This window comes from Pseudarthrobacter leeuwenhoeki, from assembly GCF_055412885.1.
Genome location: NZ_JBVAYY010000001.1, coordinates 311,365 through 335,792, shown reverse-complemented (window position 1 = coordinate 335,792; position 24,428 = coordinate 311,365). Strand labels below are relative to the sequence as shown.

At 67.9% G+C, this 24,428-nt stretch carries 25 protein-coding genes and 1 pseudogene; 13 read left to right on the top strand and 13 right to left on the bottom strand.

The features are described from left to right. Both ACZYX4_RS01660 and ACZYX4_RS01655 read left to right on the top strand, forming a co-directional pair. Nucleotides 1-324 (top strand): annotated as a pseudogene (locus ACZYX4_RS01660) (DEAD/DEAH box helicase); the annotation flags it as partial. Between the two features lie 8 nt (nucleotides 325-332). Further along, nucleotides 333-1,202, top strand: coding sequence for a DNA-methyltransferase (locus tag ACZYX4_RS01655; RefSeq protein WP_463873186.1), 870 nt, complete (start codon nucleotides 333-335; stop codon nucleotides 1,200-1,202). 101 nt (nucleotides 1,203-1,303) lie between these two features. On the opposite strand, the gene ACZYX4_RS01650 is transcribed toward ACZYX4_RS01655, so the two are convergent. Beyond that, nucleotides 1,304-2,149 (bottom strand): PHP domain-containing protein, encoded by an 846-nt coding sequence (locus ACZYX4_RS01650; protein ID WP_463873185.1) that lies wholly within the window; start codon nucleotides 2,147-2,149, stop codon nucleotides 1,304-1,306. A 91-nt stretch (nucleotides 2,150-2,240) separates the two neighbouring features. Here ACZYX4_RS01650 and ACZYX4_RS01645 point away from each other — a divergent pair, with 91 nt between their 5' ends. Then, entirely contained in the window at nucleotides 2,241-3,824 is a 1,584-nt protein-coding gene (locus tag ACZYX4_RS01645; RefSeq protein ID WP_463873184.1) for an aminopeptidase P family protein, read from the top strand. Between the two features lie 100 nt (nucleotides 3,825-3,924). Here the strand turns inward: ACZYX4_RS01645 and ACZYX4_RS01640 are convergent, their stop codons facing one another. Continuing rightward, nucleotides 3,925-4,863, bottom strand: a complete 939-nt coding sequence (locus ACZYX4_RS01640; RefSeq protein ID WP_463873182.1) for a YflT domain-containing protein — start codon at nucleotides 4,861-4,863, stop codon at nucleotides 3,925-3,927. Nucleotides 4,864-4,940: 77 nt separating this feature from the next. On the opposite strand from ACZYX4_RS01640, the gene ACZYX4_RS01635 reads away from it, so the two are divergent. The 3 genes from ACZYX4_RS01635 to ACZYX4_RS01625 are packed head-to-tail and all read left to right on the top strand — an operon-like array spanning nucleotide 4,941 to nucleotide 8,207. Beyond that, nucleotides 4,941-6,224 carry a magnesium transporter MgtE N-terminal domain-containing protein gene (locus tag ACZYX4_RS01635; RefSeq protein ID WP_463873180.1) on the top strand — a complete coding sequence of 428 codons (1,284 nt, stop codon included), beginning with the start codon at nucleotides 4,941-4,943 and terminating at the stop codon, nucleotides 6,222-6,224. Beyond that, nucleotides 6,205-7,017: a DUF1003 domain-containing protein gene (locus tag ACZYX4_RS01630; protein ID WP_463873179.1), complete on the top strand. Its 813-nt coding sequence runs from the start codon at nucleotides 6,205-6,207 to the stop codon at nucleotides 7,015-7,017. Before ACZYX4_RS01635 ends, ACZYX4_RS01630 begins: the two co-directional genes overlap by 20 nt. Nucleotides 7,018-7,028: 11 nt before the next feature. Continuing rightward, a complete protein-coding gene (locus tag ACZYX4_RS01625) occupies nucleotides 7,029-8,207 on the top strand; it encodes an Mrp/NBP35 family ATP-binding protein (protein WP_463873177.1) in 1,179 nt (392 codons plus the stop codon). On the opposite strand, the gene ACZYX4_RS01620 is transcribed toward ACZYX4_RS01625, so the two are convergent. The 3 genes from ACZYX4_RS01620 to sigE form a co-directional block, all read right to left on the bottom strand. Further along, nucleotides 8,204-8,599, bottom strand: a complete 396-nt coding sequence (locus tag ACZYX4_RS01620) for a twin-arginine translocase TatA/TatE family subunit (protein ID WP_463873175.1) — start codon at nucleotides 8,597-8,599, stop codon at nucleotides 8,204-8,206. The two genes, ACZYX4_RS01625 and ACZYX4_RS01620, sit on opposite strands and share 4 nt — an antisense overlap. Before the next feature lie 80 nt (nucleotides 8,600-8,679). Next, on the bottom strand, nucleotides 8,680-9,783 hold the full coding sequence (locus ACZYX4_RS01615) for a hypothetical protein (RefSeq protein ID WP_463873173.1): 1,104 nt from the start codon (nucleotides 9,781-9,783) through the stop codon (nucleotides 8,680-8,682). An 8-nt stretch (nucleotides 9,784-9,791) separates the two neighbouring features. Then, entirely contained in the window at nucleotides 9,792-10,427 is a 636-nt protein-coding gene (sigE, locus tag ACZYX4_RS01610; protein WP_463873171.1) for an RNA polymerase sigma factor SigE, read from the bottom strand. Nucleotides 10,428-10,695: 268 nt separating this feature from the next. Between sigE and ACZYX4_RS01605 the strand changes: the two genes are divergently transcribed. After that, nucleotides 10,696-11,328 carry an O-methyltransferase gene (locus ACZYX4_RS01605; RefSeq protein WP_463873170.1) on the top strand — a complete coding sequence of 211 codons (633 nt, stop codon included), beginning with the start codon at nucleotides 10,696-10,698 and terminating at the stop codon, nucleotides 11,326-11,328. A 173-nt stretch (nucleotides 11,329-11,501) separates the two neighbouring features. Here the strand turns inward: ACZYX4_RS01605 and ACZYX4_RS01600 are convergent, their stop codons facing one another. From ACZYX4_RS01600 to ACZYX4_RS01585, 4 genes are all read right to left on the bottom strand, one after another. Next, nucleotides 11,502-11,669, bottom strand: coding sequence for a DUF3117 domain-containing protein (locus tag ACZYX4_RS01600; RefSeq protein ID WP_160664543.1), 168 nt, complete (start codon nucleotides 11,667-11,669; stop codon nucleotides 11,502-11,504). 232 nt (nucleotides 11,670-11,901) lie between these two features. After that, on the bottom strand, nucleotides 11,902-13,233 hold the full coding sequence (locus ACZYX4_RS01595) for a hypothetical protein (RefSeq protein ID WP_463873203.1): 1,332 nt from the start codon (nucleotides 13,231-13,233) through the stop codon (nucleotides 11,902-11,904). Between the two features lie 35 nt (nucleotides 13,234-13,268). Further along, entirely contained in the window at nucleotides 13,269-13,649 is a 381-nt protein-coding gene (locus ACZYX4_RS01590) for a DivIVA domain-containing protein (RefSeq protein ID WP_463873169.1), read from the bottom strand. 43 nt (nucleotides 13,650-13,692) lie between these two features. Then, on the bottom strand, nucleotides 13,693-14,502 hold the full coding sequence (locus tag ACZYX4_RS01585) for an LOG family protein (RefSeq protein WP_463873202.1): 810 nt from the start codon (nucleotides 14,500-14,502) through the stop codon (nucleotides 13,693-13,695). A 342-nt stretch (nucleotides 14,503-14,844) separates the two neighbouring features. Between ACZYX4_RS01585 and ACZYX4_RS01580 the strand changes: the two genes are divergently transcribed. The 4 genes from ACZYX4_RS01580 to ACZYX4_RS01565 all read left to right on the top strand — a co-directional run bounded on the left by ACZYX4_RS01580 (nucleotide 14,845) and on the right by ACZYX4_RS01565 (nucleotide 18,122). After that, the gene (locus ACZYX4_RS01580; protein ID WP_463873167.1) at nucleotides 14,845-15,600 is read left to right on the top strand and encodes an amino acid ABC transporter ATP-binding protein; all 756 of its coding nucleotides are present in this window, start codon (nucleotides 14,845-14,847) and stop codon (nucleotides 15,598-15,600) included. A gap of 58 nt (nucleotides 15,601-15,658) precedes the next feature. Continuing rightward, nucleotides 15,659-16,543, top strand: coding sequence for a glutamate ABC transporter substrate-binding protein (locus ACZYX4_RS01575; RefSeq protein ID WP_463873165.1), 885 nt, complete (start codon nucleotides 15,659-15,661; stop codon nucleotides 16,541-16,543). A gap of 98 nt (nucleotides 16,544-16,641) precedes the next feature. Beyond that, nucleotides 16,642-17,292 (top strand): amino acid ABC transporter permease, encoded by a 651-nt coding sequence (locus ACZYX4_RS01570; protein ID WP_463873164.1) that lies wholly within the window; start codon nucleotides 16,642-16,644, stop codon nucleotides 17,290-17,292. After that, a complete protein-coding gene (locus tag ACZYX4_RS01565; RefSeq protein WP_463873163.1) occupies nucleotides 17,289-18,122 on the top strand; it encodes an amino acid ABC transporter permease in 834 nt (277 codons plus the stop codon). The genes ACZYX4_RS01570 and ACZYX4_RS01565 overlap by 4 nt, the downstream gene beginning before the upstream one ends. 123 nt (nucleotides 18,123-18,245) lie before the next feature. Here ACZYX4_RS01565 and dapE read toward each other — a convergent pair whose 3' ends face one another. After that, on the bottom strand, nucleotides 18,246-19,400 hold the full coding sequence (gene dapE, locus ACZYX4_RS01560; protein WP_463873162.1) for a succinyl-diaminopimelate desuccinylase: 1,155 nt from the start codon (nucleotides 19,398-19,400) through the stop codon (nucleotides 18,246-18,248). Nucleotides 19,401-19,548: 148 nt separating this feature from the next. On the opposite strand from dapE, the gene dapD reads away from it, so the two are divergent. Continuing rightward, nucleotides 19,549-20,559, top strand: coding sequence for a 2,3,4,5-tetrahydropyridine-2,6-dicarboxylate N-succinyltransferase (gene dapD, locus ACZYX4_RS01555; protein WP_463873161.1), 1,011 nt, complete (start codon nucleotides 19,549-19,551; stop codon nucleotides 20,557-20,559). Between the two features lie 68 nt (nucleotides 20,560-20,627). Further along, entirely contained in the window at nucleotides 20,628-21,479 is an 852-nt protein-coding gene (locus ACZYX4_RS01550) for a hypothetical protein (protein WP_463873160.1), read from the top strand. A gap of 48 nt (nucleotides 21,480-21,527) precedes the next feature. Here ACZYX4_RS01550 and ACZYX4_RS01545 read toward each other — a convergent pair whose 3' ends face one another. The 3 genes from ACZYX4_RS01545 to ACZYX4_RS01535 form a co-directional block, all read right to left on the bottom strand. Further along, on the bottom strand, nucleotides 21,528-22,139 hold the full coding sequence (locus ACZYX4_RS01545) for a hypothetical protein (protein WP_463873158.1): 612 nt from the start codon (nucleotides 22,137-22,139) through the stop codon (nucleotides 21,528-21,530). A 57-nt stretch (nucleotides 22,140-22,196) separates the two neighbouring features. Further along, on the bottom strand, nucleotides 22,197-22,880 hold the full coding sequence (locus ACZYX4_RS01540; RefSeq protein WP_463873157.1) for a TetR/AcrR family transcriptional regulator: 684 nt from the start codon (nucleotides 22,878-22,880) through the stop codon (nucleotides 22,197-22,199). Nucleotides 22,881-23,066: 186 nt separating this feature from the next. Continuing rightward, nucleotides 23,067-24,350 carry a citrate synthase gene (locus ACZYX4_RS01535; RefSeq protein ID WP_463873156.1) on the bottom strand — a complete coding sequence of 428 codons (1,284 nt, stop codon included), beginning with the start codon at nucleotides 24,348-24,350 and terminating at the stop codon, nucleotides 23,067-23,069. Nucleotides 24,351-24,428: the final 78 nt, after the last annotated feature.

The window sequence follows — 24,428 nt, the reverse complement described above, 5'->3', positions numbered from 1 at the left end:
GACGCCGGCGCCACCAGCGGCGGTCGTGACAGCGCCCGCACCGCCGGCGGCAGCCGGGACGGCAGCCGCGACACCCGCCGCAGCGGCGGCTCCACCGCCGGCAAGGACAGCGGACGCTCCGGCGACCGCCGTCGTCGTCCGGCCGAGGCGGAAGCCAGCACCGGCCCCGCCGCCGAGGCACCCGCCAGGTCCGCCGCTAGCGCACCGACCGAGGTTGACCGCGCCACCCGCGCACGCCGACGCACCCGCACCCGCCGGCACAACGGCGAAGTGGTCGCGGGCGAAGCACAGGCCGGGGCTCCGGCGCGCAGCACCGAGGCCTAAACCCCCTCATGACTGACACCGTCTGGGCGCCGGACGGCAGCAACCTGGTGGTACACGCGGACAACGCGGCGTACCTCCCGACGCTGCCGGACGGCGCCTTCACACTCATTTACGTGGACCCTCCCTTCAACACCGGCCGGGTCCAGAAGCGCCAGGAAACCAGGATGGTGCTCAACACCGGCGGCGACGGTGACCGGGTCGGGTTCAAGGGCCGCTCCTACGACACAATCAAGGGCGCGCTGCACAAGTACGACGACGCGTTCAGCGACTACTGGACGTTCCTGGAACCGCGCCTCGTCGAGGCCTGGCGGCTGCTCGCCGACGACGGCACCCTCTACCTGCACCTGGACTACCGTGAGGTGCACTACGCCAAGGTCATGCTCGACGCGATCTTCGGCCGCGAGTGCTTCCTGAACGAGATCATCTGGGCCTACGACTACGGCGCCCGCGCCAAGTACCGCTGGCCCACGAAGCACGACAACATCCTCGTGTACGTCAAGAACCCGGCGAAATACCACTTCGACAGCGCCGAAGTGGACCGGGAGCCCTACATGGCGCCCGGACTCGTGACACCGGCCAAACGCGAGCTCGGCAAGCTGCCCACGGACGTCTGGTGGCACACCATCGTCTCCCCTACCGGCAAGGAAAAAACCGGCTACCCCACGCAGAAGCCCGAAGGGCTGATCCGCCGCGTGGTGGCAGCCTCCAGCCGCCCCGGCGACTGGTGCCTGGACTTTTTCGCCGGCTCAGGCACCCTTGGCGCCGTCGCCGCGAAGCTGGACCGCAGATTCGTCTGCGTGGACCAGAACCAGCCGGCCATCGACGTCATGGCCAAGCGGCTCGCCCCGCACACCGCCTTCACCGTTTTTCCAAGTTAGCCCCGTTGCGCTATCACTTGTGGTGGCCATTCCGGCCCGGTGGGGACCAGGACTGATAGCTCAACGGGCCGGGCCGGGCAGCCGACAGGGGATCCGCCGTGTCAGCGCACCACCGGCGTTCCGGTTCCCTGTTCCTCGATCCGGGTAAATACTTCGGGTGAGGTCAGGTTCTCGCCCAGCCGGTTCGGTTTCCCGGTGCCGTGGTAGTCGGAGGACCCCGTCACCAGCAGCCCGTGCCGGTCCGCGAGTTTGCGCAGGAACACCCTGCCCTCCTCGGGATTGTCGCGGTGGTAGATTTCCAGCCCGGCCAGCCCGGCGTCGATCATTTCCTGGTAGATGCGCTCCCCCACGATCCGCCCGCGGGCGGACGCCACCGGGTGGGCGAACACCGGCACGCCGCCGGCCGCACGGACCAGTTCGACGGCGAATGCCGGGTCCGGCGCGTAGTGCTGCACAAAGTAGCGTGAGTGTGAGGTCAGGATGGAATCGAACGCCTCGGTGCGGTCCGCCACTACGCCCGCGGCGACGAGGGCGTCGGCGATGTGCGGCCGGCCCAGCGTGGCACCGGGCGCCACGTGGTGGATTACATCATCCCAGCTCAGCGGATAGTCCTCCGCGAGGAGGCTGACCATCCGCTCGGCCCGGGTGAAGCGGGCATCCTTGGCCTTGGTGATTTCCTCCAGCAGCCCGGGGTGCGCCGGGTCGTGCAGGTAGCTGAGGAGGTGCACGCTGATCCCCTCCCTCGTCCGGCAGGAAATCTCCATCCCGGGAACCATCGCCACGCCGAGCCCGCGGGCGGCGAGGGCGGCCTCGGCCCAGCCGTCGGTGGAGTCATGGTCGGTCAGGGCGACGACGTCGAGCCCCGCCTCCGCCGCCGAGGCCATCACCGCGCCGGGCGCTTGGGTGCCGTCGGATACGTTCGAGTGTGCATGCAGGTCGATCCTCACCTCACCAGCCTAGTAGATCGCCGCCGCGGCACCCGGATGGACGCCGCCGGCCTGTTGGCCTAAGCCGCTCCGCTGGTGAGACTATGGGACGGTGAAAGATGCAGACAGCACCCAAGTTTCCGCTTCCCAGCCCCTCGATGAGCGCGTCAACAACCGCTCCCTGCGGCCCAGCTCCAACGCCTTCAAGGCTTTTATGGCCAGCAACTGGGCCCCGTCCCGCGAGCAGCTCCCCGAACGCGACGCCGTCGCCGGCCACGCCGCCACCCGCCGGCGCGCCATCTCAGAGCAGTTCAAAGGCGAACGCCTGGTCATCCCCGCCGGTCCGCTGAAAGTCCGCTCCAACGACTGCGACTACCGCTTCCGGCCGCACTCCGGCTTCGCGCACCTCACCGGCCTGGGCCTGGACCACGAGCCCGATGCCGTGCTCATCCTTGAACCGGTGGAGTCGGGCAAGGGCGACGACGGCGGCCACCACCACGCGATGCTGTACTTCCGCCCGCTGGCCGGCCGCGACACCGAGCAGTTCTACGCCGACTCCCGCTCCGGCGAATTCTGGATCGGCGCCCGTCCCACCCTGGCCGAGTTCAAGGCCCGGCTTGGCCTGGACACCGCGGACATCAGCGAACTCGAACTGGGCATCACCAAGAACGTGGGCGCCCCCGAAATCGGCGGGATCTCCATCCGGCTGGTGCGGAAGGTGGACGAGAACATCGACGCCCTCGTGGACACCGCCCGCTACAACACCGCCAAGGACCCGGAGAACCTGGACCTGGGCATCCTCGACGCCCTCGACGAGAAGCTCTCCGAGGCCCTCTCCGAACTGCGCCTGCTCAAGGATGAGTGGGAAATCGAGCAGATGAAAACCGCCGTCGCCGCCACGGTGCAGGGTTTCACCGAGGTCGTCAAGGTCCTGCCCCGGGCACTCACCCACCCGCGCGGCGAGCGTGTCGTCGAAGGGGCGTTCTTCGCGCGGGCCCGGGAGGAAGGCAACGAACTCGGCTACGACACCATCGCGGCCTCCGGCAACAACGCCACGGTGCTGCACTGGACCCGCAACACCGGCGAGGTCAATGCCGGCGAACTGCTGCTGCTCGACGCCGGGGTCGAGGCGGACTCGCTCTACACAGCGGACATCACCCGCACCCTGCCGGCCAACGGCACCTTCTCCGCGATCCAGCGCAAAGTCTACGAGGCTGTGCTGGACGCCGCCGACGCCGGTTTCGCCGCCGCCCAGCCCGGCACCCGGTTCCGCGACATCCACACCGCCGCGACCACCGTGCTGGCGGAACGGCTGGCCGCCTGGGGCCTGCTCCCGGTCTCCGTGGAGGAAGCCATCAGCGCCGAGGGCCAGCAGCACCGCCGCTGGATGCCGCACGGCACCAGCCACCACCTCGGCCTCGACGTGCACGACTGCGCCCAGGCCAAGCGCGAACTGTACCTCGACGGCGTCCTCACCCCCGGCATGGTCTTCACGATCGAACCCGGGCTGTATTTCAAGGACGAGGACCTCGCGATCCCGGAGGAGTACCGCGGCATCGGCGTCCGCATCGAGGACGACATCCTCATGACCGCCGACGGCCCGGTCAACCTCAGCGCGGCCCTGCCCCGCAAGGCCGACGACGTCGAATCCTGGATGGCGGGAATCTACCAGGAAGCTGACAGCCAGACGGCGTAATTCCGCGCCGGCCGGGCTTCGCCGGCGCTGACACGCTGTCGCTGACACGCAGAAGGCCTCCGCCCGGATCACTCCGGGCGGAGGCCTTCTGCGTTGCCGGTCAGTGCTGCGAACCGCCCTCGTCGGGACCCTGCTTGGGCGGATCGGTGACGCGGACCCCGTACTGCGGGCGGCCATCCGGCAGGTCCGGGTAGGCGAACCCGGCCGGATTGGCGACCTCTTCCGTCTCTGCCGCGGTATCGGCAGACCCTGCCGGTCGGAGGTGGGGTTCTGCCTGCTGGCCTTCGGCCGGCTGGTGGCCGGGCTGCTGGCCTTCGGCCGGCTGGTGGACGGGCTGCTGGCCGCCTGGCTCCTGGCCTTCGGCGTCGGGGGTGCGCTGGCCGTAGGGGTCGTTCCAGGCCGCGGGGCGCTGCGGGGCGTGGCCCTGCTGGCCCGGCGACTGGGCGCCCTGCCCGGGACCGGGCTGGTACGGCTGGTGCTGGTAGTCGCGCTGGGAGTATCCGGCGGATCCGGCTGACGCCGAGGCGTCATGCTGGGTCATCGGAAGCTGGTGGAGCAGGCGCCGCGCCTCGTTTGCCGCCTCAAAGGAGACCACAACGTCGTAGTTCGTCGCCACCACTTGGTTCGTGGACGTGAAATCGCGTTTGCCCTTCTGCATGGCGTAGGTGACGATCCCGAACAGCATAAAGAACGCGGCACCCATCAGCACCGACGTCATGATCGAGAAGGCGCCGTCGGTCGTGGAGAAGAAGGACAGCATGATGCCGACGAACAGGCCGAACCACATGCCGCTCAGTGCACCCGACAGGGCAACCCGGGGGTAGGTCAGCCGGCCGGTGACCCGCTCCACCATCTTCAGGTCATTGCCGACAATCGAGACCATCTGGACCGGGAACTGCTGGTCCGCCAGGTAGTCCACCGCCTTCTGGGCATCCAGGTAGGAGTTGTAGGAACCGACAGTCTCGCCCTTGGGGACACTGCGGGCCTCGTCGGGGCCGTTGGGGGCGCCAGCCCTGGGAGCACCAAAAATGTTTGACATACGCCTATTCTTACCTATCCGGCTGTGCACCGGCTGCAAATTCAGCTAAAAGAGAGCGGACTCGGTAGCCTGTACAGGTGAGCACAAATCTTTCGCGGGTGTTTGTTGCGCGCCTCCTCGGACTTGACGTCTTTGACCCACTGGGCGACCGTCTGGGCAGGCTGCGCGACGTCGTCGTGCTCTCCCGTGGAACCCGGGGCGCCCCGCACGTGGTGGGCATCGTCGTCGAGGTCCCCGGGAAGAAGCGCGTTTTCGTGCCGATGACCCGGATCACCTCGATCGACCAGACCCAGATCATCTGCACCGGGCTGGTGAACCTGCGGCGCTTCGAACAGCGCGGCGCGGAAACCCTCGTGGTGGCCGAGATGTTCGACCGCCGCGTTACGCTCGCCGACGGCAGCGGGGACGCCACGATCGAGGACATCGCGATGGACAAGCACCGCTCCGGCGACTGGTTCGTCAGCAAACTCTTTGTCCGCCGAGGCCATTCCCTCTCCCCGCTGAGCCGGCTGCGCCGCAACGAGACCCTGATCATTGACTGGGCCGATGCGCAGCCGGACGCGCGCACCGAGCCCCAGGCCGCCACCCAGTTCGTCGCGACCCACGAGGACCTCAATCCTGCGGACTTCGCCGAAGCCCTGCACGAGATGAGTGACAAGCGCCGCTTCGAGGTCGCGAGCGAGCTGCAGGACGAACGCCTCGCCGACGTCCTGCAGGAGATGCCCGAAGACGACCAGGTGGAGATCCTCTCCGCCCTCGACGTGAACCGTGCCGCGGACGTGCTGGAGGAAATGGACCCGGACGACGCCGCCGACCTCCTCGCTGAACTGCCCAGCGCCCAGGCGGAGGAACTGCTCCAGCTGATGGAACCCGAAGGCGCCGACGACGTCCGCCGGCTGCTCGAATACGACGAGGACACCGCAGGCGGCCTGATGACCCCGGTCCCGGTCATCCTGCCCCCGGAAGCCACCGTCGCCGAAGCCCTGGCCCATGTCCGCCGCGAAGAGCTCTCCCCCGCCCTGGCGTCGTCGATCTTCATTGCCCGGCCGCCGCTGGAGACACCCACGGGCCGGTTCCTCGGCGTCGTCCACATCCAGCAGCTGCTGCGCTACCCGCCGCCCGAACCGCTGGGCAACCTGGTGGACAAGACCCTGGAACCGGTGTCGGACCTGGCCCACATCAGCGAGGTGGCCCGCACGCTGGCGACCTACAACCTCAACTCGCTCCCCGTCGTCAACAGCGACGGTCGGCTTGTGGGGGCGGTGACTGTTGACGATGTGCTGGACCATCTGCTGCCCGATGACTGGCGCGCCCACGAGGACGATGTCCCGATAAGGAAGCTTGGAGGCCGCATTGGCTGATAACAGCACACCACGGAACCCCCAGGCCCGCCCGGGCAGCAAATCGGACAAAGGCGGCCTCGACACACCCCTAAGCGGCCGCCAGCGGATCCTGCCGAAGTTCTCACCCAACCCGGACGCCTTCGGCCAGACCACGGAGGGCTTTGCCCGCTTTATGGGCACGCCGCAGTTCCTGGTCTACATGACGGTGTTTGTCGTCCTCTGGCTGGTCTGGAACACCTTCGCCCCGTTGGAGTGGCAGTTCGACTCCCGGGCCCTCGGCTACACCCTGCTGACCCTGATGCTCTCGCTGCAGGCCTCCTACGCCGCGCCGCTGCTGCTCCTTGCCCAGAACCGGCAGGACGACCGTGACAGGGTTTCCCTCCAGCAGGACCGCCAGCGCGCCGAACGCAACCTCTCCGACACCGAATACCTGACCCGGGAACTCGCCTCGCTGCGGATCGCCCTGCGGGAAGTCGCCACCCGCGACTACGTCCGGGCCGAACTGCGCAGCCTGCTCGAGGACATGCTGGAGGCCCAGGAGGAAGCGCGCACCCATGATCCTTCCACCGGCGTCCTCGAGACGCCGCGGGACAAGGGCAAGGACAAGCTGAAGGACCGCCGCGACAAGCAGCGCAGCCCCCGGACCCAGCAAACGCCCCGGGTCAAGTCCGACAGCAGGACCGGCCAGAAACCCACCAGGAAAACCGACACCGGGCCGGACACGCTGCAAGGTGCCGGGCCGGACACGCTGCAAGGTGCCGGGCCGGACAACGCCGGCGCACCGGTGCACCCCGCTTCCCCCGAGAACTGAGCCGTCACCGCATGAACCCCAGCCAGGACAGCACCCAGGGCATCCCCGCCCAAGGCATCCCCGCCGCCTCACCCCGGGACGGGGCCGTGCATGCCGCCCTCGCCACCGTCATCGATCCCGAGCTCCGCCGTCCCATCACCGAGCTCGGCATGGTGGCCGAAGTGGAGGTTTCCGACGCCGGCCGGGTGCGTGTCACGGTGCTCCTGACCATTGCCGGCTGCCCGCTGCGCGGAACCATCACCGCCGACTGCGAGGCGGCGCTGTCCGCCGTGCCCGGGGTCACCGGCGTCGAGGTCGAGCTGAAAGTCATGACGCAGGTGCAGCGTGACGCCCTCAAGGAGCAGTTGCGCGGCGCCGGCGGCCAGCGGAGGATCCCGTTCAACGACCCCGGCTCGTTGACCAAGGTCTACGCCGTCGCGAGCGGCAAGGGCGGCGTGGGCAAGTCTTCCGTGACGGTGAACCTCGCCTGCGCGCTGGCCGCCCAGGGGCTGCGCGTGGGGATCGTGGACGCGGACGTCTACGGCTTCTCCGTACCGGCGCTGATGGGCATCACCCAGGCCCCCACCCGGGTGGATGACATGATCCTGCCGCCGGTGGCGTACGGGGTCAAAGTCATCTCGATCGGCATGTTCGTCCCCGGCAACCAGCCGGTCGCGTGGCGCGGGCCGATGCTGCACCGGGCCCTGGAGCAGTTCCTCACCGACGTCTACTTCGGTGATCTCGACGTTCTGTTCCTGGACCTTCCGCCGGGTACCGGCGACATCGCCATCTCGGTGGCCCAGCTGCTGCCCCAATCCCGGATCCTCGTCGTGACCACCCCCCAGGCTGCTGCCGCGGATGTGGCCGAGCGGGCGGGCGCCATCGCCACCCAGACCGGCCAGGGCGTCGCCGGCGTCGTGGAAAACATGTCGTACCTGGAAATGCCCGACGGCGGCCGGATGGAGCTGTTCGGAAGTGGCGGCGGCGCTGTGCTCGCCGCGCGGCTGTCCGCCACAGTGGGCTCGGACGTTCCGTTGCTGGGACAGATCCCGCTGGACATCCTGCTGCGGGAGGGCGGCGACGCCGGGCTTCCCCTGGTGCTGGGCCGTCCCGAAACACCGGCGGCGGTAGCACTGCTGGACATCGCAGGGAGGCTCGCCCTGGTCCCCCGCGGGCTGAGCGGAAAGCCGCTGGGCCTGCAGCCGCGTTAGGTCGCTTCGGAATCGAAGGGCGCCGGTTCGCCGTCCGGGAGCCGCTCCAGACTCCGGGCCGGCGGGCGTTCCGCAGCGGCCGCGGCGGCCGCGGCCACGGTGGCTACCGCCGGGGCACCGGCGCTGACCGGCTTGGTGTCATCGTCCAGCAGCGCTTCCTTGATGATCCGGCGCGGATCGTACTGCCGGGGGTCATATTTCTTCCAGTCGACGTCATCGATGTCGATGCCGACTTCTTCTTTGATCTGCTCCCGGGCGCCCGACGCCATCCGGCGCACTTCCTTGACGATGTTGGCAAGTTTCTGGGTGTATTCGGGCAGCCTGCTGGGACCAATCACCAGAAGGCCGATGATCAGCAGAAGTAAAAACTCCGGTCCATTGATTCCAAGCACTGTAGGAAGATTACCCTCTTAAGCGGTGCCGGGACGATTCGGCCGCGGCACACGGCGCGTGCCACTCGCAGAGCCGCCCGTCATGGGTCCAGCAGCTCCAGAATCCTGCCCAGGCCGCGCTCCAGCCGCGCGGCGACATTGGCCCCGGCGCCGTCGGCGCTCTGGTCCTGCCCGGGTCCGCCGTTTCCGGCCGGCCCCGTTGCCGCGGCTTGGGCCCGCACGAGGGCGGCCACGCCGTCGTCGGCCTGCTCCGCCGGCTGGTCCGAGACGTACGTGAAGGTGACGTCGCCCGTCTGGTAGATCGCGGCGAAGGGTGCAGCTGGGTTGACCCACAGCGTCCCGGGGCCGGCCCCTGCCCCGTCGCCGGCCGCATCAGTTGCTGCCGGCACCGCTGCGGCGGTGAAGCCGTCCGACGTCGCCGGACGGCCCGTGAGCACGTTGACCGGTGCGGGCGGGACGGCTTGCGGCCCGCCGCCCGGACTGCCGGACTGCCCGGGCACGCCGCTGTGCCGTGCGGCACGGAGCGGTTCGCCACTGTGCTGTTCCAGGACGGTGACGAAATTCCGGCCGTCGGTGAGGCGCAGTTCCAGGATGTTGCCGCCGGCGAGAACCCCGGCCCTGGCCCAGACGAGGTGGTAGCCGAGGTCGCGCAGCTCAGGACAGGTCCAGCCTTCGGAACGCAGGGCGGTCAGTTGCGCCCCTGTGAGTGCTCCGGCTGGTGTGAAATCGGGTTCGCCGGTGAGGCTCCACCCTGTCGGCGCCCCGGCCCCGGCCTCGATGGCGGCAGAAGACCCGCCGGCGGCAAGGCCACGCTGCAGAAAGACGGGGGCGGGCGCTCCGGAAGCCGTCGGGGCGCGGTCCCCGCCCATCAGGTAGGCGGATCCGCCGAGCAGTGCGGTGGCGGCTGCCACAGTCCCGGCGAAGAGCGCCGCTGCCCGAAGGGAAGGCCGGAAGTCGCGGGCCGCCGCTGGCGGGGCGGCCGGCGGTTCATTGCGGGCCAGTTCCGCGGTGCGCGCCAGCAACCGTGCGGTCAGGTCATCGCTGGCCGCGGGCACTTCCGCGCCATGCAGCCGCTCCAGGTACTGGCGTTCGCGGCGCTGGCGGAGCCGGCATTCCCCGCACGAGTCCAGGTGCCGGGGCCGCCTTTCGTGGGGGCTACCGAACAGTCGTTTCAGCAGACGCATAGCCTGGTTCAGAGGAGACCGGCGATGCGCGGCAGCGTCAGCCGCGGCTTCAGCGAGGCCTTGGCGGGCTGCGGCGGCCGCGGATCGCGGTGCGCAAGCTTCTCCCGCAGCATGGTGCGGCCGCGGTGGATCCTGGACCGGACCGTGCCGAGCTTGATGCCAAGCGCCACGGCGACCTCGTCGTAGGACAGGCCTTCAAGGTCGCAGAGGACGACGGCGGCGCGGAAATCCGGGGGAAGCTCCTCCAGGGCGGCCTGCACGTCGACGTCAAGGTTGTTGAACTCGAAGCTCAGCTCCGGACCGGGCTCGCGTCCGGGCAAACGGGATTCGGCGTCGTCGGCCAGTGCGTCGAAACGGATCCGGCTTTTGCGCCGCGCCTGGTCAAGAAAGAGATTCGTGGTGATGCGGTGCAGCCACCCGTCGAGCGTTCCCGGCTTGAAATTCTCCAGCGAACGGAAGACGCGGACGAACACCTCCTGGGTGAGGTCCTCGGCGTCGTACTTGTTGCCGGTGAGCCGGTACGCGAGGCGGTAGACCTTCGCGGAGTGGTTGGTCACCACTTCCTCCCAGGTGGGCCGGACCCACTCGGCCTCCGCCGCGGGCTGGGACTCTTCAGTTACAGGGACATCTGCCACTACCGACATTGTCCGCTCCCCTCGTGGATGGTGCTTACGCCGTGGACGGTGCTTGCGGCTGCAAGCTCCTGCAACCTTGATTCGGCGCCGATCACCTCGCGGATGAGCGGATATCCATCATTTCAATACAAGCTGGGAATTGCCTGACGCCTGCGGGCCGCATCTGACCGCCGCGGCGGGGGCGCCTCCCGGAGGTGCAGCACCTGACCGCGGCGCGGCACCTGACACAGTACGATGGAGGGAACAATCCCCCCCTGCCGCCCAGAAAGCGAAATCCATGAGCGCCGATAAGTCCACGAGCTGGTCCTACGCAGAAGATCTGCCTGCCGAGGATGAGGTCCTGTTGCACGCGCGCGAACGGTCCTTTGAACTGGGCGTCACCCCGGTGGGTCCGGGGGTCGGCGCGGTACTGACCGTCCTGGCCGCCGCGTCAAAGGCCCAGACCGCTGTCGAAATCGGCACCGGCGCGGGCGTCTCCGGCGTCTGCATCCTGCGTGGCCTGGGTCCGCAGGCCGTGCTGACCACGATCGACGTCGACGTCGAACACCTCAAAGCCGCACGGGAAGCGTTCCAGGAGGACGGCAGCCCGGCCAACCGCACGCGGACCATTTCCGGCCGCGCCCGCGACGTCCTCCCCCGGCTGACGGACGCCGCCTACGACCTGGTCTTCATCGACGCCGACAAGCCGAGCTACCCCGGCTACGTGGAGCAAGCCATCCGCCTGCTCAAGTCCGGCGGCCTGCTGATCGTCAACGATGCGCTGGACAAGGACCGCGTCGCCAACCCGGCCGCGCGGGAGGCCACCACCGTGGTCCTGCGCCAGGTGGGCAGGGCCATCCGCGACGACGACCGCCTCGCATCGGCCATGCTGCCCACCGGCGACGGCCTGCTGGTCGCCGTCAAAAAGTAGCTGTCAAGAAGCAGCCGTCAAGAAGCAGCTGTCAAGAAGTAGCCGTGCGAGAGTCGCCGCCGGACCTCGCGGTCGGGGGCAGCGGGCAACTCCGCCGTAGGTCAGCAAAAAAGCGGGCGGTGTCCGCAGCCATCGGGCTGCGGACACCGCCCGCTGTCGAGCGTCCGGTGAAGCTATTCGGTAACGCCGACGAGGCATTCCTTCAAGTTGGCAGCCTCGGCGGAGTTGAGTTCGACGACGAGCCGTCCGCCGCCTTCGAGCGGAACGCGCATGATCAAGCTTCGTCCTTCTTTGGTAACTTCCATCGGGCCGTCGCCGGTGCGTGGTTTCATTGCCGCCATAAGGAATATCCCCTCCATTAGTCCAGTGACATACCAGCCCGGCCGGGCTGCGTCCGCTTAGTCAATCAAGCTGCCCGGCGGCCGTGATGGGTGAGATCAGGGCCATATACTCAGTTTGCTTCTTGTCCTTGCTTACCAACTATTATCGCGTAACAACGCGGCTGTAGCTAATCAATGGACTTTCCGACGCGCCGCGTCGCGCCGGTCCGCCAGTGAAAAAAGGTGCCGCGCGTCACGGCGGATAGTCCCCTCCGCCGGGCAGCGGAGCCCAGGCCCACAGCCACACGATCCAGACAATCTGCAGCAGCACGAACATGACCACCACCGTGCCGCGGTAGGCGCGGGACCGGGAGATGAGGGCCGCGCTGAGGGCCAGCGGGAACAGCGGAAACAGCATCCGGAAAGTGCTCGTCTGAGGGTGCAGGAAAAGCAGCAGGTATCCCATGTAGCAGGCGCACCACAGCTGCAGTTCTGTGCCCAGTGCCCGCACCGGGCGGCTGATCAGGAGCCGGCTGAACAGTGCCACGAAAACGAAAGGCGCCAGCACACCCAGCACCGGCCCGAAGAGCAGGATGCCGGTGTCGAACCAAGGTTTGAACGGCACGAGGTCGTGGCCGCGCCAGACGGTTTCGGTCTTGGTGTAGGCCTGGATATCCCCGGTGACAGCCCAGGCGATCCCCGGCCACATCAGGGCGGCCAATCCGCTGATTGCCGTCAGTCCGGCGAGGGACCAAAGCTGGGGGCGGGTGTGCTGCACTGTGCCGGGCTGCCCGCCGCCCGCCGTGTGCGGGTCTTTCCCGCGCGCGAGGCGGCGGGACGCCGAGGTGTGCTGCCACCCCCGGTAGAGGAACAGCAGCCCCACCATCGCCGCGAACGGCACGCCCGTCGGCCGGGACAGACACATCAGCACGACCACGGGCGACGCCCACAGGTAGCGGCGTGTCACCACCAGCAGCAGGGCCGAGGCCAGCAGGAGCAGGTTCAGCGACTCTGCGTAGGGGACCTGGAGCACCGGGGACACGGGAAAGGTGGACACGAACACCGTTCCCCAGAGCGCGGTCTGGTGCGATGCCTTGAGCCGGAACAGTCTATAGATGACCAGTGCCGCGCCCAGGCCGCAGACCATGGCGATGAGCGTCAGGCTGAGCGCCGGGTGCAGTCCGGTCAGCCCCGCGACCACCCGGCCCAGTACGGGAAAGAGCGCATAGAAGGCCCAGGCGTTCTCCCGGACGTTGCCGGCATCGTCGGTCGGGAGGACTTCCGGGTAGCCGTTCTGCAGGACCTCGCCGTACCAGCGGGCATCCCAGATATTGACGAAGGACCAATAGTCCGGCTTGGCCGGAAACCAGGGGTTCACGCCCTGGTGCAGGGCGGCGGCCATGAAGATGCTGGCACTGACGAACCGGGCGGCGACATAGAGTCCGCCCACCTGGACCCACCAGGGCCAGTGCGCCGCCCGGGCCGCCGCTGCTGCGACGCCGCTCCGGGCCGCGGCGGTAGTGGTGTCACGCCGCCCGGAACTGCCGGTTCCGTCCGCCGCATCCTCGCGGCTGTGCCGCTGCACCCCCGCCGGGAGCTGCGCCTTTGGGGGGTCGGTGCTCACGGGGCCCGCTCCGGTTCGTGCCGCTTTCGTCCCAGTTGCGCCCCGTTTCGTCCCAGTTGCGCCCCGAGGTCGGCGATTTTCCGGTCCTTGGTGGCGAGCTGGTCCCGCAGGTCATCCAGCACCTGGTCCACCTGGTCCATCCGGTAGCCCCGCAGGCCCACGGCGAACCGGAGACGGTCGACGTCGGCCGGCTCCGCCTCGGCAGGCAGCAGCACCGGCGGGAGGTTGGCGACCGGCTGGTCGAAGCCGTCATCCAGGGCACGCAGCTCACTGGCACCCGTTCGGCGGCGGGCGCGGAAACTGGACGCCCGGCCGGTGCCGAGGAGGAACGCGGCGCCGACAAGCGCAATCGCGAGGAAGACCAGGAAGAAGCTCACTCCCCCATCGTGCCAGACGCCGGCAGGTCCGAGGGATGGCTGGTCAGACCCGCGTGCCGCCGCCGTCCCCGGCGCCGTTCCCGTTGGGGTTCCGGTGCCGGGCGGCACCTTCCACCACGAGTTCCACGGCGAGCGCCGGATCATCCACCACCTGCAGCAGGTCCAGGTCCTCCTCGGACATCATTCCCTCAGCCACCAGGGTGGTCTGGATCCACTCCACCATGGGGCTCCAGAACGCTGTTCCGATCAGGACAATCGGGAAGGAGGTGACCTTCCTGGTCTGGACCAGCACCATCGCTTCGAAGAGTTCGTCCAGCGTGCCGAGGCCGCCCGGCAGCACGATGAACCCCTGGGCGTACTTCACGAACATGGTCTTGCGCGCGAAGAAATAGCGGAAGTTGATGCCCAGGTCCACCCACTGGTTCATCCCCTGCTCGAAGGGCAGCTCGATGCCGAGTCCCACGGACACCCCGTTGCCCTGCACGGCGCCCTTGTTGGCGGCCTCCATGGAGCCGGGGCCTCCGCCGGTGATCACTGCCAGCCCGGCTTCAGCCAGCTGGCGCCCCACCTCGACGGCGAGTTCATAGTTCAGGCTGCCGGGCACGGTCCGCGCCGAGCCGAAGACGCTGACCGCCGGGCCCAGGTCGGCCAGCGCGCCGAACCCTTCCACGAACTCGCTCTGGATCCTCAGAACGCGCCACGGGTCAGTGTGGACGAACTGGCCAGGTCCCTTCGTGTCCAGCAGCGTCCGGTCGGACATCGTGACCTTGGCGGCTTTGCGCCGCAGCTCCAGCGGGCCCTTGTGCCGGATCCCGGCCGGGGCCGGAATGTCGCGGGTTTCGCCGGCGGTCATTCCGGCGGCGCCCCCGGCTGTCTTCGCGGCTGGCTTGCCGGCTGACTTTCCGGCTGACTTTCCGGCTGTCTTTCCGGCTGTGGCCGGCTCTCGCTGGTGCTGCGGATCGGTACTCATGCCCACAGGTTAGCGCGGATGCCCGTCCGCGCCGGTCCGGCACGGCACGGACGTGCGCGGATGCCCGTGCCGGTCCGGTCCGGCACGGCACGGCACGGCACGGACCCCGAAGAATACCCGAGGACGCCGCCGGCAGGCTGACCTGCAGGTATCTCTTGAATCACGATCTGTCGGAAGTAGCAGTGATTGCGGTCATAATCCGCAGATGTTCGCTAGATTCTTCTTATGACTACTCAAGTGCCCGGCGATGCCCTCGTCTCCCTGAATGCCGTCAATAAGCACTACGGCCAGTTGCACGTCCTGAAGGACATCAACCTCAATGTCCGCAAGGGCGAGGTTGTTGTCGTCATCGGACCGTCGGGTTCCGGCAAGTCAACGCTGTGCCGTGCCATCAACCGCCTCGAGACGATCGACGACGGCGTGATCAAGATCGACGGCAAGGTGCTGCCCGAAGAAGGCAAGGAACTCGCCAGGCTGCGCGCCGACGTCGGGATGGTCTTCCAGTCCTTCAACCTCTTCGCCCACAAGACAATTCTTGAGAACGTCACGCTGGGCCCGATCAAGGTCAAGGGCCTGAAGAAGGCCGAGGCCGACAAGGACGCATTGGCCCTGCTGGAGCGCGTCGGCGTCGGACACCAGGCGCCGAAACTTCCGGCCCAGCTCTCCGGCGGCCAGCAGCAGCGCGTCGCGATCGCCCGCGCCCTGGCCATGAAGCCGAAGGTCATGCTCTTCGATGAGCCCACCTCCGCGCTGGACCCGGAAATGATCAACGAAGTCCTCGACGTCATGATCCAGCTGGCCAAGGAGGGGATGACCATGATCGTGGTCACCCACGAGATGGGCTTCGCCCGCAAGGCCGCGGACCGCGTGGTGTTCATGGACGGCGGCCAGATCGTCGAGGACGCCACCCCCGAAGAGTTCTTCACCAACCCCAAGAGCAGCCGCGCCAAAGACTTCCTCTCCAAACTGCTCACCCACTGATCCCTTAAGAGTTCGCACCCTGGCCGCCGCAAGGCGGCCGTTCAATGAAAGGAATGTCATGATGGCATTTTTGACCCGAAGGAAATCACTTCTGGTTGCCGCGTCCGCAGCTCTGGCCCTCAGCCTGAGCGCGTGCGGCGGCGGCAGCACCTCCTCTTCCAACCCGCCCGTGGCCGAGAAGCCGAGCTTCGCTGCCGACAGCACCATGGCCAAGCTTTCATCCGCCGACAAGATCAAAATCGGCACCAAGTTCGACCAGCCGCTGTTCGGCCAGAAGGGCCTCGACGGCAAGCCGATCGGGTTCGACGTCGAAATGGGCAAGCTCATCGCCGGCAAGCTCGGCATCGCCGCGGACAAGATCGAGTGGGTCGAGACGGTCTCCGCCAACCGCGAGCAGTTCATCAAGCAGGACAAGGTCGACCTCATCGTCGCCACCTACACGATCAACGACAAGCGCAAAACCGAAGTCGACTTCGCCGGCCCGTACTACGAGGCCGGCCAGGCACTGATGGTCAACAAGGACAACACGTCCATCACCAAGCCCGAAGACGTCGCGGGCAAGAACGTCTGCTCGGTCACCGGTTCCACTCCGGCCGCCACGATCGTCGAAAAGTACGGAGCAGTCCTCGTCCCGGCTGCCACCTACTCCGCCTGCCTTGAGCCGCTGCGCAACAAGCAGGTTGAAGCGATCACCACCGACAACGTCATCCTGGCCGGTTTCGTGGCCAAGGAACCTGAGGCCTTCAAGCTGGCCTCGGACGAGACCTTCACCAAGGAGCCCTACGGCATCGGCCTGAAGAAGGACGACACCGCCTTCCGCATGTGGATCAACGACCAGCTGGAAGCCTTCGAGAAGGACGGTTCCTACAAGAAGGCCTGGGAAGCCACCGCCGGAACGGTCATCAAGACCGCACCTGCCCTTCCCACGATCGACCGCTACTAGCCTGGTGTGGCGGTTGCCGGTGCACGCGCCCGACGCGGCTCCGGTAACCGCCATTCCCGTTTCCCGCTCCACTTCCCTCAAGGCAGCCTAAGGAACCTATGGACGTCATCATTGAAAACCTTCCCGCATATGTGGACGGTTTTCTCAGAACCCTCTTCCTGTCCGTGGTCTCGGGGATCTTCGCACTGATTTTCGGCACCCTGCTCGCAGCAGCCCGTGTCTCGCCCATCGCCGCCCTGCGCGGCTTCAGCATGACGTACGTGGAGATCGTCCGGAACACCCCGCTGACCATCGCGTTCTTCTTCGCCGCCGTGGTCCTTCCCCGGCTTGGGGTGACGTTCCAGCAGTTCGAGGTCGCCGCCATCATCGCCCTGAGCGCCTACACCGCGGCCTTTATCGCCGAAGCGGTGCGCTCCGGCGTCAACAGCGTCCCGGTCGGCCAGGCCGAAGCCGCCCGCAGCATCGGCATGAAGTTCAGCCAGGTCCTCACCCTGATCATCCTGCCGCAGGCCCTGCGAACGGTGATCCCGCCCATGATCAACATCCTCATCGCACTGGTGAAGAACTCCTCGGTGGCCGGCGCCTTCTACGTCCTGGAGCTCTTCGGCTACGGCCGTCAGCTCGCCAACGCCAACGGCGACGCCGTGCTGTGGGTCCTCGTGGGCGTCGCCTTCTTCTACCTGCTGATAACCGTCCCGCTTGGCTACCTCGCCAACCTGGTTGAACGAAAGGTGGCGATCGCCCGATGAGTTCGGTCCTTTACGACGTCCCCGGCCCCAAGGCCCGCCGTGTCTCCCTGATCGGCTCCATCGTCGGCGTCGTCGCCATTGCCGGCCTGCTCTGGTGGGCCATCTCGATCCTCTCCCAGCAGGGAATTTTCGATCCCGCTCGCTGGGCCGTCTTCCAGATTCCCGAGGTCTGGGTGCTGATCGGCAACGGCATCCTCGCCACCCTCACCGCCGCCGCGGTCGCCGCGGTCATCGCGTTCCCGCTGGGGCTCCTGCTGTGCCTCATGCGCATCTCCGACGTCGCCTGGATCCGCATCCCCACCCGGATCGTGCTGGAATTCCTGCGCGGCATGCCCGTGGTCCTGATGATGTTCTTCGTGCTGCTGGTGTTCGCGACCAGTTCCTTCACCGCCGTCGTCGCCGGCCTGGTGCTGTACAACTCGGCGATCTTCGCAGAGATCATCCGCGCCGGCATCCAGTCCCTGCCGAAGGGCCAGCGTGAAGCCGGCCTCGCGATCGGCCTCACCAGCTTCGCCTCCCGGCGCAACATCGAACTGCCCCAGGCGATCCGGCGCATGCTGCCGTCCCTCGTGGCGCAGCTTGTGGTGCTGCTGAAGGACACCTCGCTCGGCTACATCGTGTCCTACGAGGAACTGCTGCGCAAAGTGCAGATCATGGCCGACTTCCTCGGCCCGGACTACCTGTTCCCGGTGTTCTTCGTGGCGGCGGCGATCTACATCGCCATCAACTTCTCCGTCTCCCGGCTCGCGATCTGGATCGAGAAACGCGGTTCCAAGAAGGCCGCCGGCGGCGTTGTGCACGTTCCGGTCGCAGGGATCCCGGCCAAGTAGGTCCCCTGCCCCGCAGCCCGTCCCGCACCCGGGCCGCGCCGCACGCACAAAGGTCCGGAGTCCCGCGAGGGGCTCCGGACCTTTTGTGTTGGCGGCTGTATACCTGTGGTGCTGCCTGCGGCGCTACTCCGTGAGCCAGCTCCGCAGCGCCCGCAGGCATTCGCGGATCGCGTCGGCCTCGACGTGTTCGTTGTCCTTATGCGCCAGCAGCGCGTCGCCGGGTCCGAAGTTCACCGCCGGGATGCCCAGCTCACTGAATCGCGCGACGTCGGTCCAGCCGTATTTGGGCTTGGGCGCGGCCCCCACAGCGGCGACAAAAGACGCCGCGGCGGGGTGGTTGAGCCCCGGCCGGGCGCCGGCGGCGCTGTCGGTGCGGACGACGTCGAATCCCTGCAGCAGGTCCCGGACATGCTGCTCCGCCTCGTCCGGGGTTTTGTCCGGGGCGAACCGGTAGTTGATTTCCACGACGCACCGGTCCGGAATGACGTTGCCGGCGGTCCCGCCGTTGACCTTCACGGCGTTGAGGCTTTCCCTGTAGTCCAGTCCGTCCACGGTGATCGTCCGGGGCTCGTAGGCCGCGAGCCGGGCGAGGATCGGCGCGGCGGCGTGGATCGCGTTGCTGCCCATCCAGGCCCGGGCGGAATGCGCGGCTTCCCCGGCCGTGGTCGCTTCGAAGCGGATGGTGCCGTTGCACCCGCCCTCCACGGTCCCGTCCGTGGGCTCGAGCAGGATCGCGAAGTCCCCGCCCAGCAGGTGGCCGTGGTTCCGTACCAGCCGGCCGAGCCCGCTCTTGACTGCTTCGACTTCCTCATGGTCGTAGAAGACAAAGGTGACGTCCTTGTCCGGCTCCGCGCCGCCGTCGAACAAACCGGCGGCCAGCGCCAGCTGGACGGCGACCCCGCCCTTCATGTCCGTGGCACCGCGGCCGTAGAGGATGCCCTCGCCGGGCGATCCCGAGGGCCAGTAGGACGGGACGGTCCCCAGGGATCCCTCCGTGGTCGGCAGGGGCACCGTGTCCAGGTGCCCGGCCAGGATGACCCGTTCGGCGCGGCCGAAATTGGTGCGGGCAATGATCGAGTCGCCGTCGCGGACCAGCTCCAGCTGCGGGACGGAGCGCAGGGCATGCTCCACGGCGTCGGCCAGTTCCGTCTCCGCACCGGAGACGCTGTAGATGTCGATGAGGCTGGCGGTCAGCAGCGCCACGTCCTGGCGCAGGTCCAGTCGGGCGGCGGCGTGGGGGCGGGAATTCGGGTGTGGGTTCAGGTCCGGGGCAGTCACCGTCCCACTTTATCCGCTCGGCTGCCCCGGTACCCCGCCCATCTGGCCCGCAGACGGGGCGCTTTGAGGCGGCGTTGCCAGGGGGTGCGTGCCGGATGGGCTGTCACGGGTTTAGGGGAGGGCATGCGCCGTCTATAGACTTGAGGGCATGACTGAAAACGCTTCTCCCGCTGTGCCCGCAGACGCCCGCTCCGCCTATGGTTACGGCGTCGCCACGATCGCCACCGGCAACGGTGACGCCACTGTGCTGGACGTCTGGTTCCCGGCACCGGCCCTCGGCACCGCCACGGAGAGCCTCCGCGACGTCGCGAACGCGGACCCGTCTCTGCTCGAGATCGCCGCGACCGGCGCCGACGCCGACCGCGGCACCGAGCAGAAGGTCGTGTTCGCCCAGATCCACCTCGACGAGGCCCCCGCCGACACCGCCGACGCGTACCTGCGCCTGCACCTGCTCTCGCACCGCCTGGTGAAGCCGAACAGCATCAACCTGGACGGCATCTTCGGCAAGCTCCCCAACGTGGTGTGGACCAACTTCGGGCCCGCCGCCGTCGAAGGCTTCGAACTGACCCGCGCCCGGCTGCGCCGACGCGGTGCCGTCACCGTCTACGGCGTGGACAAGTTCCCCCGCATGGTCGACTACGTCATCCCCGCCGGCGTGCGCATCGCCGACGCCGACCGGGTCCGCCTCGGCGCGCACCTGGCCGAGGGCACCACGGTCATGCACGAGGGCTTCGTCAACTTCAACGCCGGCACCCTGGGCGCGTCAATGGTGGAAGGCCGCATCTCCGCCGGTGTGGTCGCCGGTGACGGGTCCGACGTCGGCGGTGGCGCCTCGATCATGGGGACCCTGTCCGGCGGCGGCAAGGAAAAGATCGCCCTGGGCGAGCGTGTGCTGCTGGGCGCCAACTCCGGCGTGGGCATCAGCATCGGCGACGACTCCGTCGTCGAGGCCGGCCTCTATGTCACGGCCGGAACCCGCGTCAGCGTGGTCGGGGCCAAAGGCGCCGACGGCGAGGACACCAGCCGGATCGTTAAGGCCGTGGAGCTCTCCGGCGTCCCCAACCTGCTCTTCCGCCGCAACTCCTCCACCGGTGAGGTGGAGGTCCTCCCGCGCAAGGGCCAGACCGTCGAACTCAATGAGGCCCTGCACGCCAACTAAGGTTGGGTGCGGAAAGCCAACCGTCAGCAGCATGGACCGGCCCCGGACGGGCCTGAGGGAGTAGTTTCGTGGCACGCAGACGCAGCTTGCGCCGTTGGGTTGTGCTGCTGCTGACCCTTGTCATGGTGGCGGGCGGGGTGTACACGGCCGTGGCATTCGTGCAGCGCTCAGAGGTCCTCATCACCGAGCGCTGCACGGCCACGGGCGGCGGCAGCGCCCAGCTTGCCACCGACCAGGCGGCCAATGCCAGCCTCATAGCGGCCGTCGCCGTCCGCCGGGGGCTCCCGGCCCGGGCCGCCAGTATTGCGCTGGCCACGGCCATGCAGGAATCCAAGATCCGGAACATCGGCCACGGGGACCAGGCCGGCCCTGACTCCCGGGGGCTCTTCCAGCAGCGGCCCTCGCAGGGCTGGGGCACCACGGAGCAGGTGATGGACCCGTACCACGCGAGCAACGCGTTCTACGATGCCCTGGTGAAGGTCCCGGGCTACCAGACGCTGGAAATCACCGACGCCGCACAGCGGGTCCAGCGCTCCGCCTACCCGGACGCCTACGCCCAGCACCAGGTGATGGCCCGCGCCTTCGCTTCGTCGCTGACCGGGCAGACCGCCGCGGGTCTCGACTGCTCGCTGCGCGACCCCGACGCAGCCGGGGATCCGGCCGCGGTGCAGGAACGCCTCACCTCGGACTTTGGCGCGGTCCCGGCATCCACGGAGGGCGGCACCCTTGTCCTGGAGGCCGAGGGCGACCGGGAGTGGGCTGTGGCGCAGTGGGCGGTTGCCAACGCCAAGGCCCTCTCCATCACGGAAGTCCAGGCGGACGGCCGCAGCTGGACGCGGCAGGACCGCAACGGCTGGCAGGCCTCCGAGGTTCCGGCGGGACAGGTCAGGGTCACCGTCGCCGGGGCGCCGGCGCAGTAGGGGCACTTCCCCGGGTGCGTCAGGGCGTCCGGGTGCGTCCGGGCGGACTCAGACCAGCAGGTCCACTACCGGCTGCACGTAGCTGCGGAACAGTTCCGGCTGGGACAGCAGATCCGAGCTCATGATGATCTTGTCCGGCTCCAGGTACCAGGCCCGCGGCTCGGCCAGCGGCAACTCGATGATGGTCAGGTTGAAATCATTGGCGGCGCGGCCCACCTCCAGCAGCCGGTCGTCCACCATGTCCTGCAGCTGCTGCACCCCGCCGGCGGCGTCACGCTCCGCCTCCAGGGCCAGGTACTCAGCGCGGCGTTCCCGGCCCCAGGACAGCGCCGCACCGAAATGCGCCTGCAGGACACGCCGGAGGGCCGGGGAATTGCTGAAAGCCCGGAAGCCGGGCGGGCCCAGTTCGGGCGACATCTCGGGATGCGCCTTCAGGAGCTGCTCCCACCAGGCTTCCCACTCCGTCTTGAGCGCACTGATTCCGCCCACCTCCGCCATGAGGTGCGTGTGGTCCGCGGGCCGGATCTTCGGTTCCGCATGGCAGAGCGCCGGGTGCCCCGCGCTGTCCAGGCCGGCTGCGTCGCGAACGTACAGGGCAATGAGCAGAGGACCCGAAGTGTCCAGGGTGATCCGCCAGCCCGGCCCGCCTGTATGGTGCATCCCATTGCCTCCTTGGCAAGACGTACGTTTCAAGTGTATTCCTCAAGCTAACGCACGTTAATGGCTGCCAGCATAGCTGCCCAGTCCGTTGAGGTGGGACTCCAACACGTCGGTGCACATCTGCGCGGTCATCCATTCGGGTTGCAGCAGGGCGTGCATGGTAAGCCCATCCAGGGTGGCCAGCAGCCGCTCCGCCTCGGTGACCAGACGCTGCTGCTCCCCTGCCGCGTCGGTGCCTGCCGCGTCGGTGCCTGCCGCGTCGGTGCCTGCGGAGTCGGGCCCGGCCGCGGAGGACAGCTCCATCACGAGCCGCCCGACGATTGCGGCCACGGCGCGGTGGCTACGGTCTGCTTCCGGGGCGAGGAACGGCTTGGTCCTGGCCGCGGCCTTGAACGCCATCCAGACGCAGGCGTCGACGGCGCGCTCCTCATCCAGCGGAAGAAATTCACCCAGCACGGTTAACACACCCTCGTGGTGCTCCCGGGTACCGGGCTGCGCCTCCGCGAGGCGCTCATCGGCTGCCGTCAGCCGGCGGACGATCCGGTCCACGACCACCCCAAAGGAGTGGGCCAGGAGCTCGTCGCTGCTGGCGAAGTAGTGCCGGACCGATCCGACCGCCAGTTCCGCCTCATCCGCGACTTCGCGGAGCGACGCCCTTTCGAGTCCGTCTGCTGCGATGATCCGGAAGACCGCTTGGACCACTTCCTGGCGCCGCACAGCGGCGTCGACAAATTTGGGCATGAGTCTTTTTAGCACGGATGTGCCCGCAGGGCGCCGGGCCACACCGGCGGGCAGTCCCCGGCCGCGCAGGATGGACAGGCTGCCTGTCCGGAAGCGGGCCCCAGGTGCAAACAAAGCCGGCCGCGCACCCCGTGGGGTGAGCGGCCGGCGTCGCACTCTTATTGCTGCTTTTGTTTGCTGCGGGGACTACACGGAGGGGTAGTTGCGCTCCGGCTCGCCGATGTAGAGCTGCCGCGGGCGCCCGATCTTGGTGTTGGGGTCGTTGATCATCTCGCGCCACTGCGCGATCCAGCCCGGAAGGCGGCCGATCGCGAAGAGCACGGTGAACATCTTCTCCGGGAAGCCCATGGCCTTGTAGATCAGGCCGGTGTAGAAGTCCACGTTCGGGTAGAGCTTGCGCTGGATGAAGTAGTCATCATTCAGGGCCTTCTCTTCGAGGCGCAAAGCGATTTCCAGGAGTTCGTCGTTGCCGCCGAGCTTCGTGAGGATCTCGTGGGCCGTGGCCTTGACGATCTTGGCGCGCGGGTCGTAATTCTTGTAGACACGGTGTCCGAAGCCCATGAGCCGGACGCCGTCCTCCTTGTTCTTGACCTTCTCCATGTAGTCCTCGGGCTTGGTGCCGTCGGCCTGGATCTGGCGCAGCATCTTCAGCACGGCCTCGTTGGCGCCGCCGTGGGCGGGGCCGAAGAGGGCGTTGATGCCGGCGGACACGGAGGCGAAGAGGTTCGCGTTGGAGGAGCCAACCAGCCGGACCGTGGAGGTCGAGCAGTTCTGCTCGTGGTCGGCGTGCAGGATGAGGAGCAGGTCCAGCGCCTTGGCGACGACCGGGTCCACCTCGTACTGCTCGGCCGGAAGCCCGAAGCTCAGGCGCAGGAAGTTCTCCACGAGGTTGTGGGAGTTGTCCGGGTAGAGCATGGGCTGGCCGATGCTCTTCTTCAGGGCGTACGCGGCGATGACCGGCATCTTGGCCAGCAGCCGGTAGGTGGAGACTTCCACCTGCTCGGCGTTGAACGGATCCAGCGAGTCCTGGTAGAACGTGGACAGCGCGGATACGGCCGAGGACAGCACCGGCATCGGGTGGGCGTCGCGCGGGAAGCCGCTGAAGAAGCCCTTGAGCTCTTCGTGCAGCAGGGTGTGGTGCCGGATCCGCTGGTCGAACGCTTCCAGCTCCGTGGCGGTCGGCAGGTTGCCATAGATCAGCAGGTAGGAGACTTCCAGGAAGCTCGAGTGCTGGGCGAGCTGCTCGATCGGGTAGCCGCGGTAGCGCAGGATCCCGGCGTCGCCGTCGATGTAGGTAATGGCGGAGGTGGTTGCTGCGGTGTTCATAAAGCCGGGGTCAAAGGCAACGGCACCGGTCTGGTTCAGCAGCTTGGAAACGTCGTAACCTTCGTTTCCTTCTACAACCTGGATGCGCGGGAGTATGAGCTCCCCGCCGGCATGGCGCAGGGTTGCGCTGGTGGTCTCAGTCATGGAGTCTCCTCTGAGGCATCGGGGCCTCTGTAGAAAGCTGGTCCAACTTCTGGTGAAGCTGCCCACGGAACCTGTTTT

Bases quoted from the DNA above. Each gene is read 5' to 3' on its own strand.
- ACZYX4_RS01655 (WP_463873186.1), top strand. From the start codon at position 333: ATGACTGACACCGTCTGGGCGCCGGACGGCAGCAACCTGGTGGTACAC.
- ACZYX4_RS01640 (WP_463873182.1), bottom strand. From the start codon at position 4,863: ATGTCAAACATTTTTGGTGCTCCCAGGGCTGGCGCCCCCAACGGCCCC.
- ACZYX4_RS01625 (WP_463873177.1), top strand. From the start codon at position 7,029: ATGAACCCCAGCCAGGACAGCACCCAGGGCATCCCCGCCCAAGGCATC.
- ACZYX4_RS01615 (WP_463873173.1), bottom strand. From the start codon at position 9,783: ATGCGTCTGCTGAAACGACTGTTCGGTAGCCCCCACGAAAGGCGGCCC.
- sigE (WP_463873171.1), bottom strand. From the start codon at position 10,427: ATGTCGGTAGTGGCAGATGTCCCTGTAACTGAAGAGTCCCAGCCCGCG.
- ACZYX4_RS01605 (WP_463873170.1), top strand. From the start codon at position 10,696: ATGAGCGCCGATAAGTCCACGAGCTGGTCCTACGCAGAAGATCTGCCT.
- ACZYX4_RS01600 (WP_160664543.1), bottom strand. From the start codon at position 11,669: ATGGCGGCAATGAAACCACGCACCGGCGACGGCCCGATGGAAGTTACC.
- ACZYX4_RS01585 (WP_463873202.1), bottom strand. From the start codon at position 14,502: ATGACCGCCGGCGAAACCCGCGACATTCCGGCCCCGGCCGGGATCCGG.
- ACZYX4_RS01580 (WP_463873167.1), top strand. From the start codon at position 14,845: ATGACTACTCAAGTGCCCGGCGATGCCCTCGTCTCCCTGAATGCCGTC.
- ACZYX4_RS01575 (WP_463873165.1), top strand. From the start codon at position 15,659: ATGATGGCATTTTTGACCCGAAGGAAATCACTTCTGGTTGCCGCGTCC.
- ACZYX4_RS01570 (WP_463873164.1), top strand. From the start codon at position 16,642: ATGGACGTCATCATTGAAAACCTTCCCGCATATGTGGACGGTTTTCTC.
- ACZYX4_RS01565 (WP_463873163.1), top strand. From the start codon at position 17,289: ATGAGTTCGGTCCTTTACGACGTCCCCGGCCCCAAGGCCCGCCGTGTC.
- dapD (WP_463873161.1), top strand. From the start codon at position 19,549: ATGACTGAAAACGCTTCTCCCGCTGTGCCCGCAGACGCCCGCTCCGCC.
- ACZYX4_RS01545 (WP_463873158.1), bottom strand. From the start codon at position 22,139: ATGCACCATACAGGCGGGCCGGGCTGGCGGATCACCCTGGACACTTCG.
- ACZYX4_RS01540 (WP_463873157.1), bottom strand. From the start codon at position 22,880: ATGCCCAAATTTGTCGACGCCGCTGTGCGGCGCCAGGAAGTGGTCCAA.
- ACZYX4_RS01535 (WP_463873156.1), bottom strand. From the start codon at position 24,350: ATGACTGAGACCACCAGCGCAACCCTGCGCCATGCCGGCGGGGAGCTC.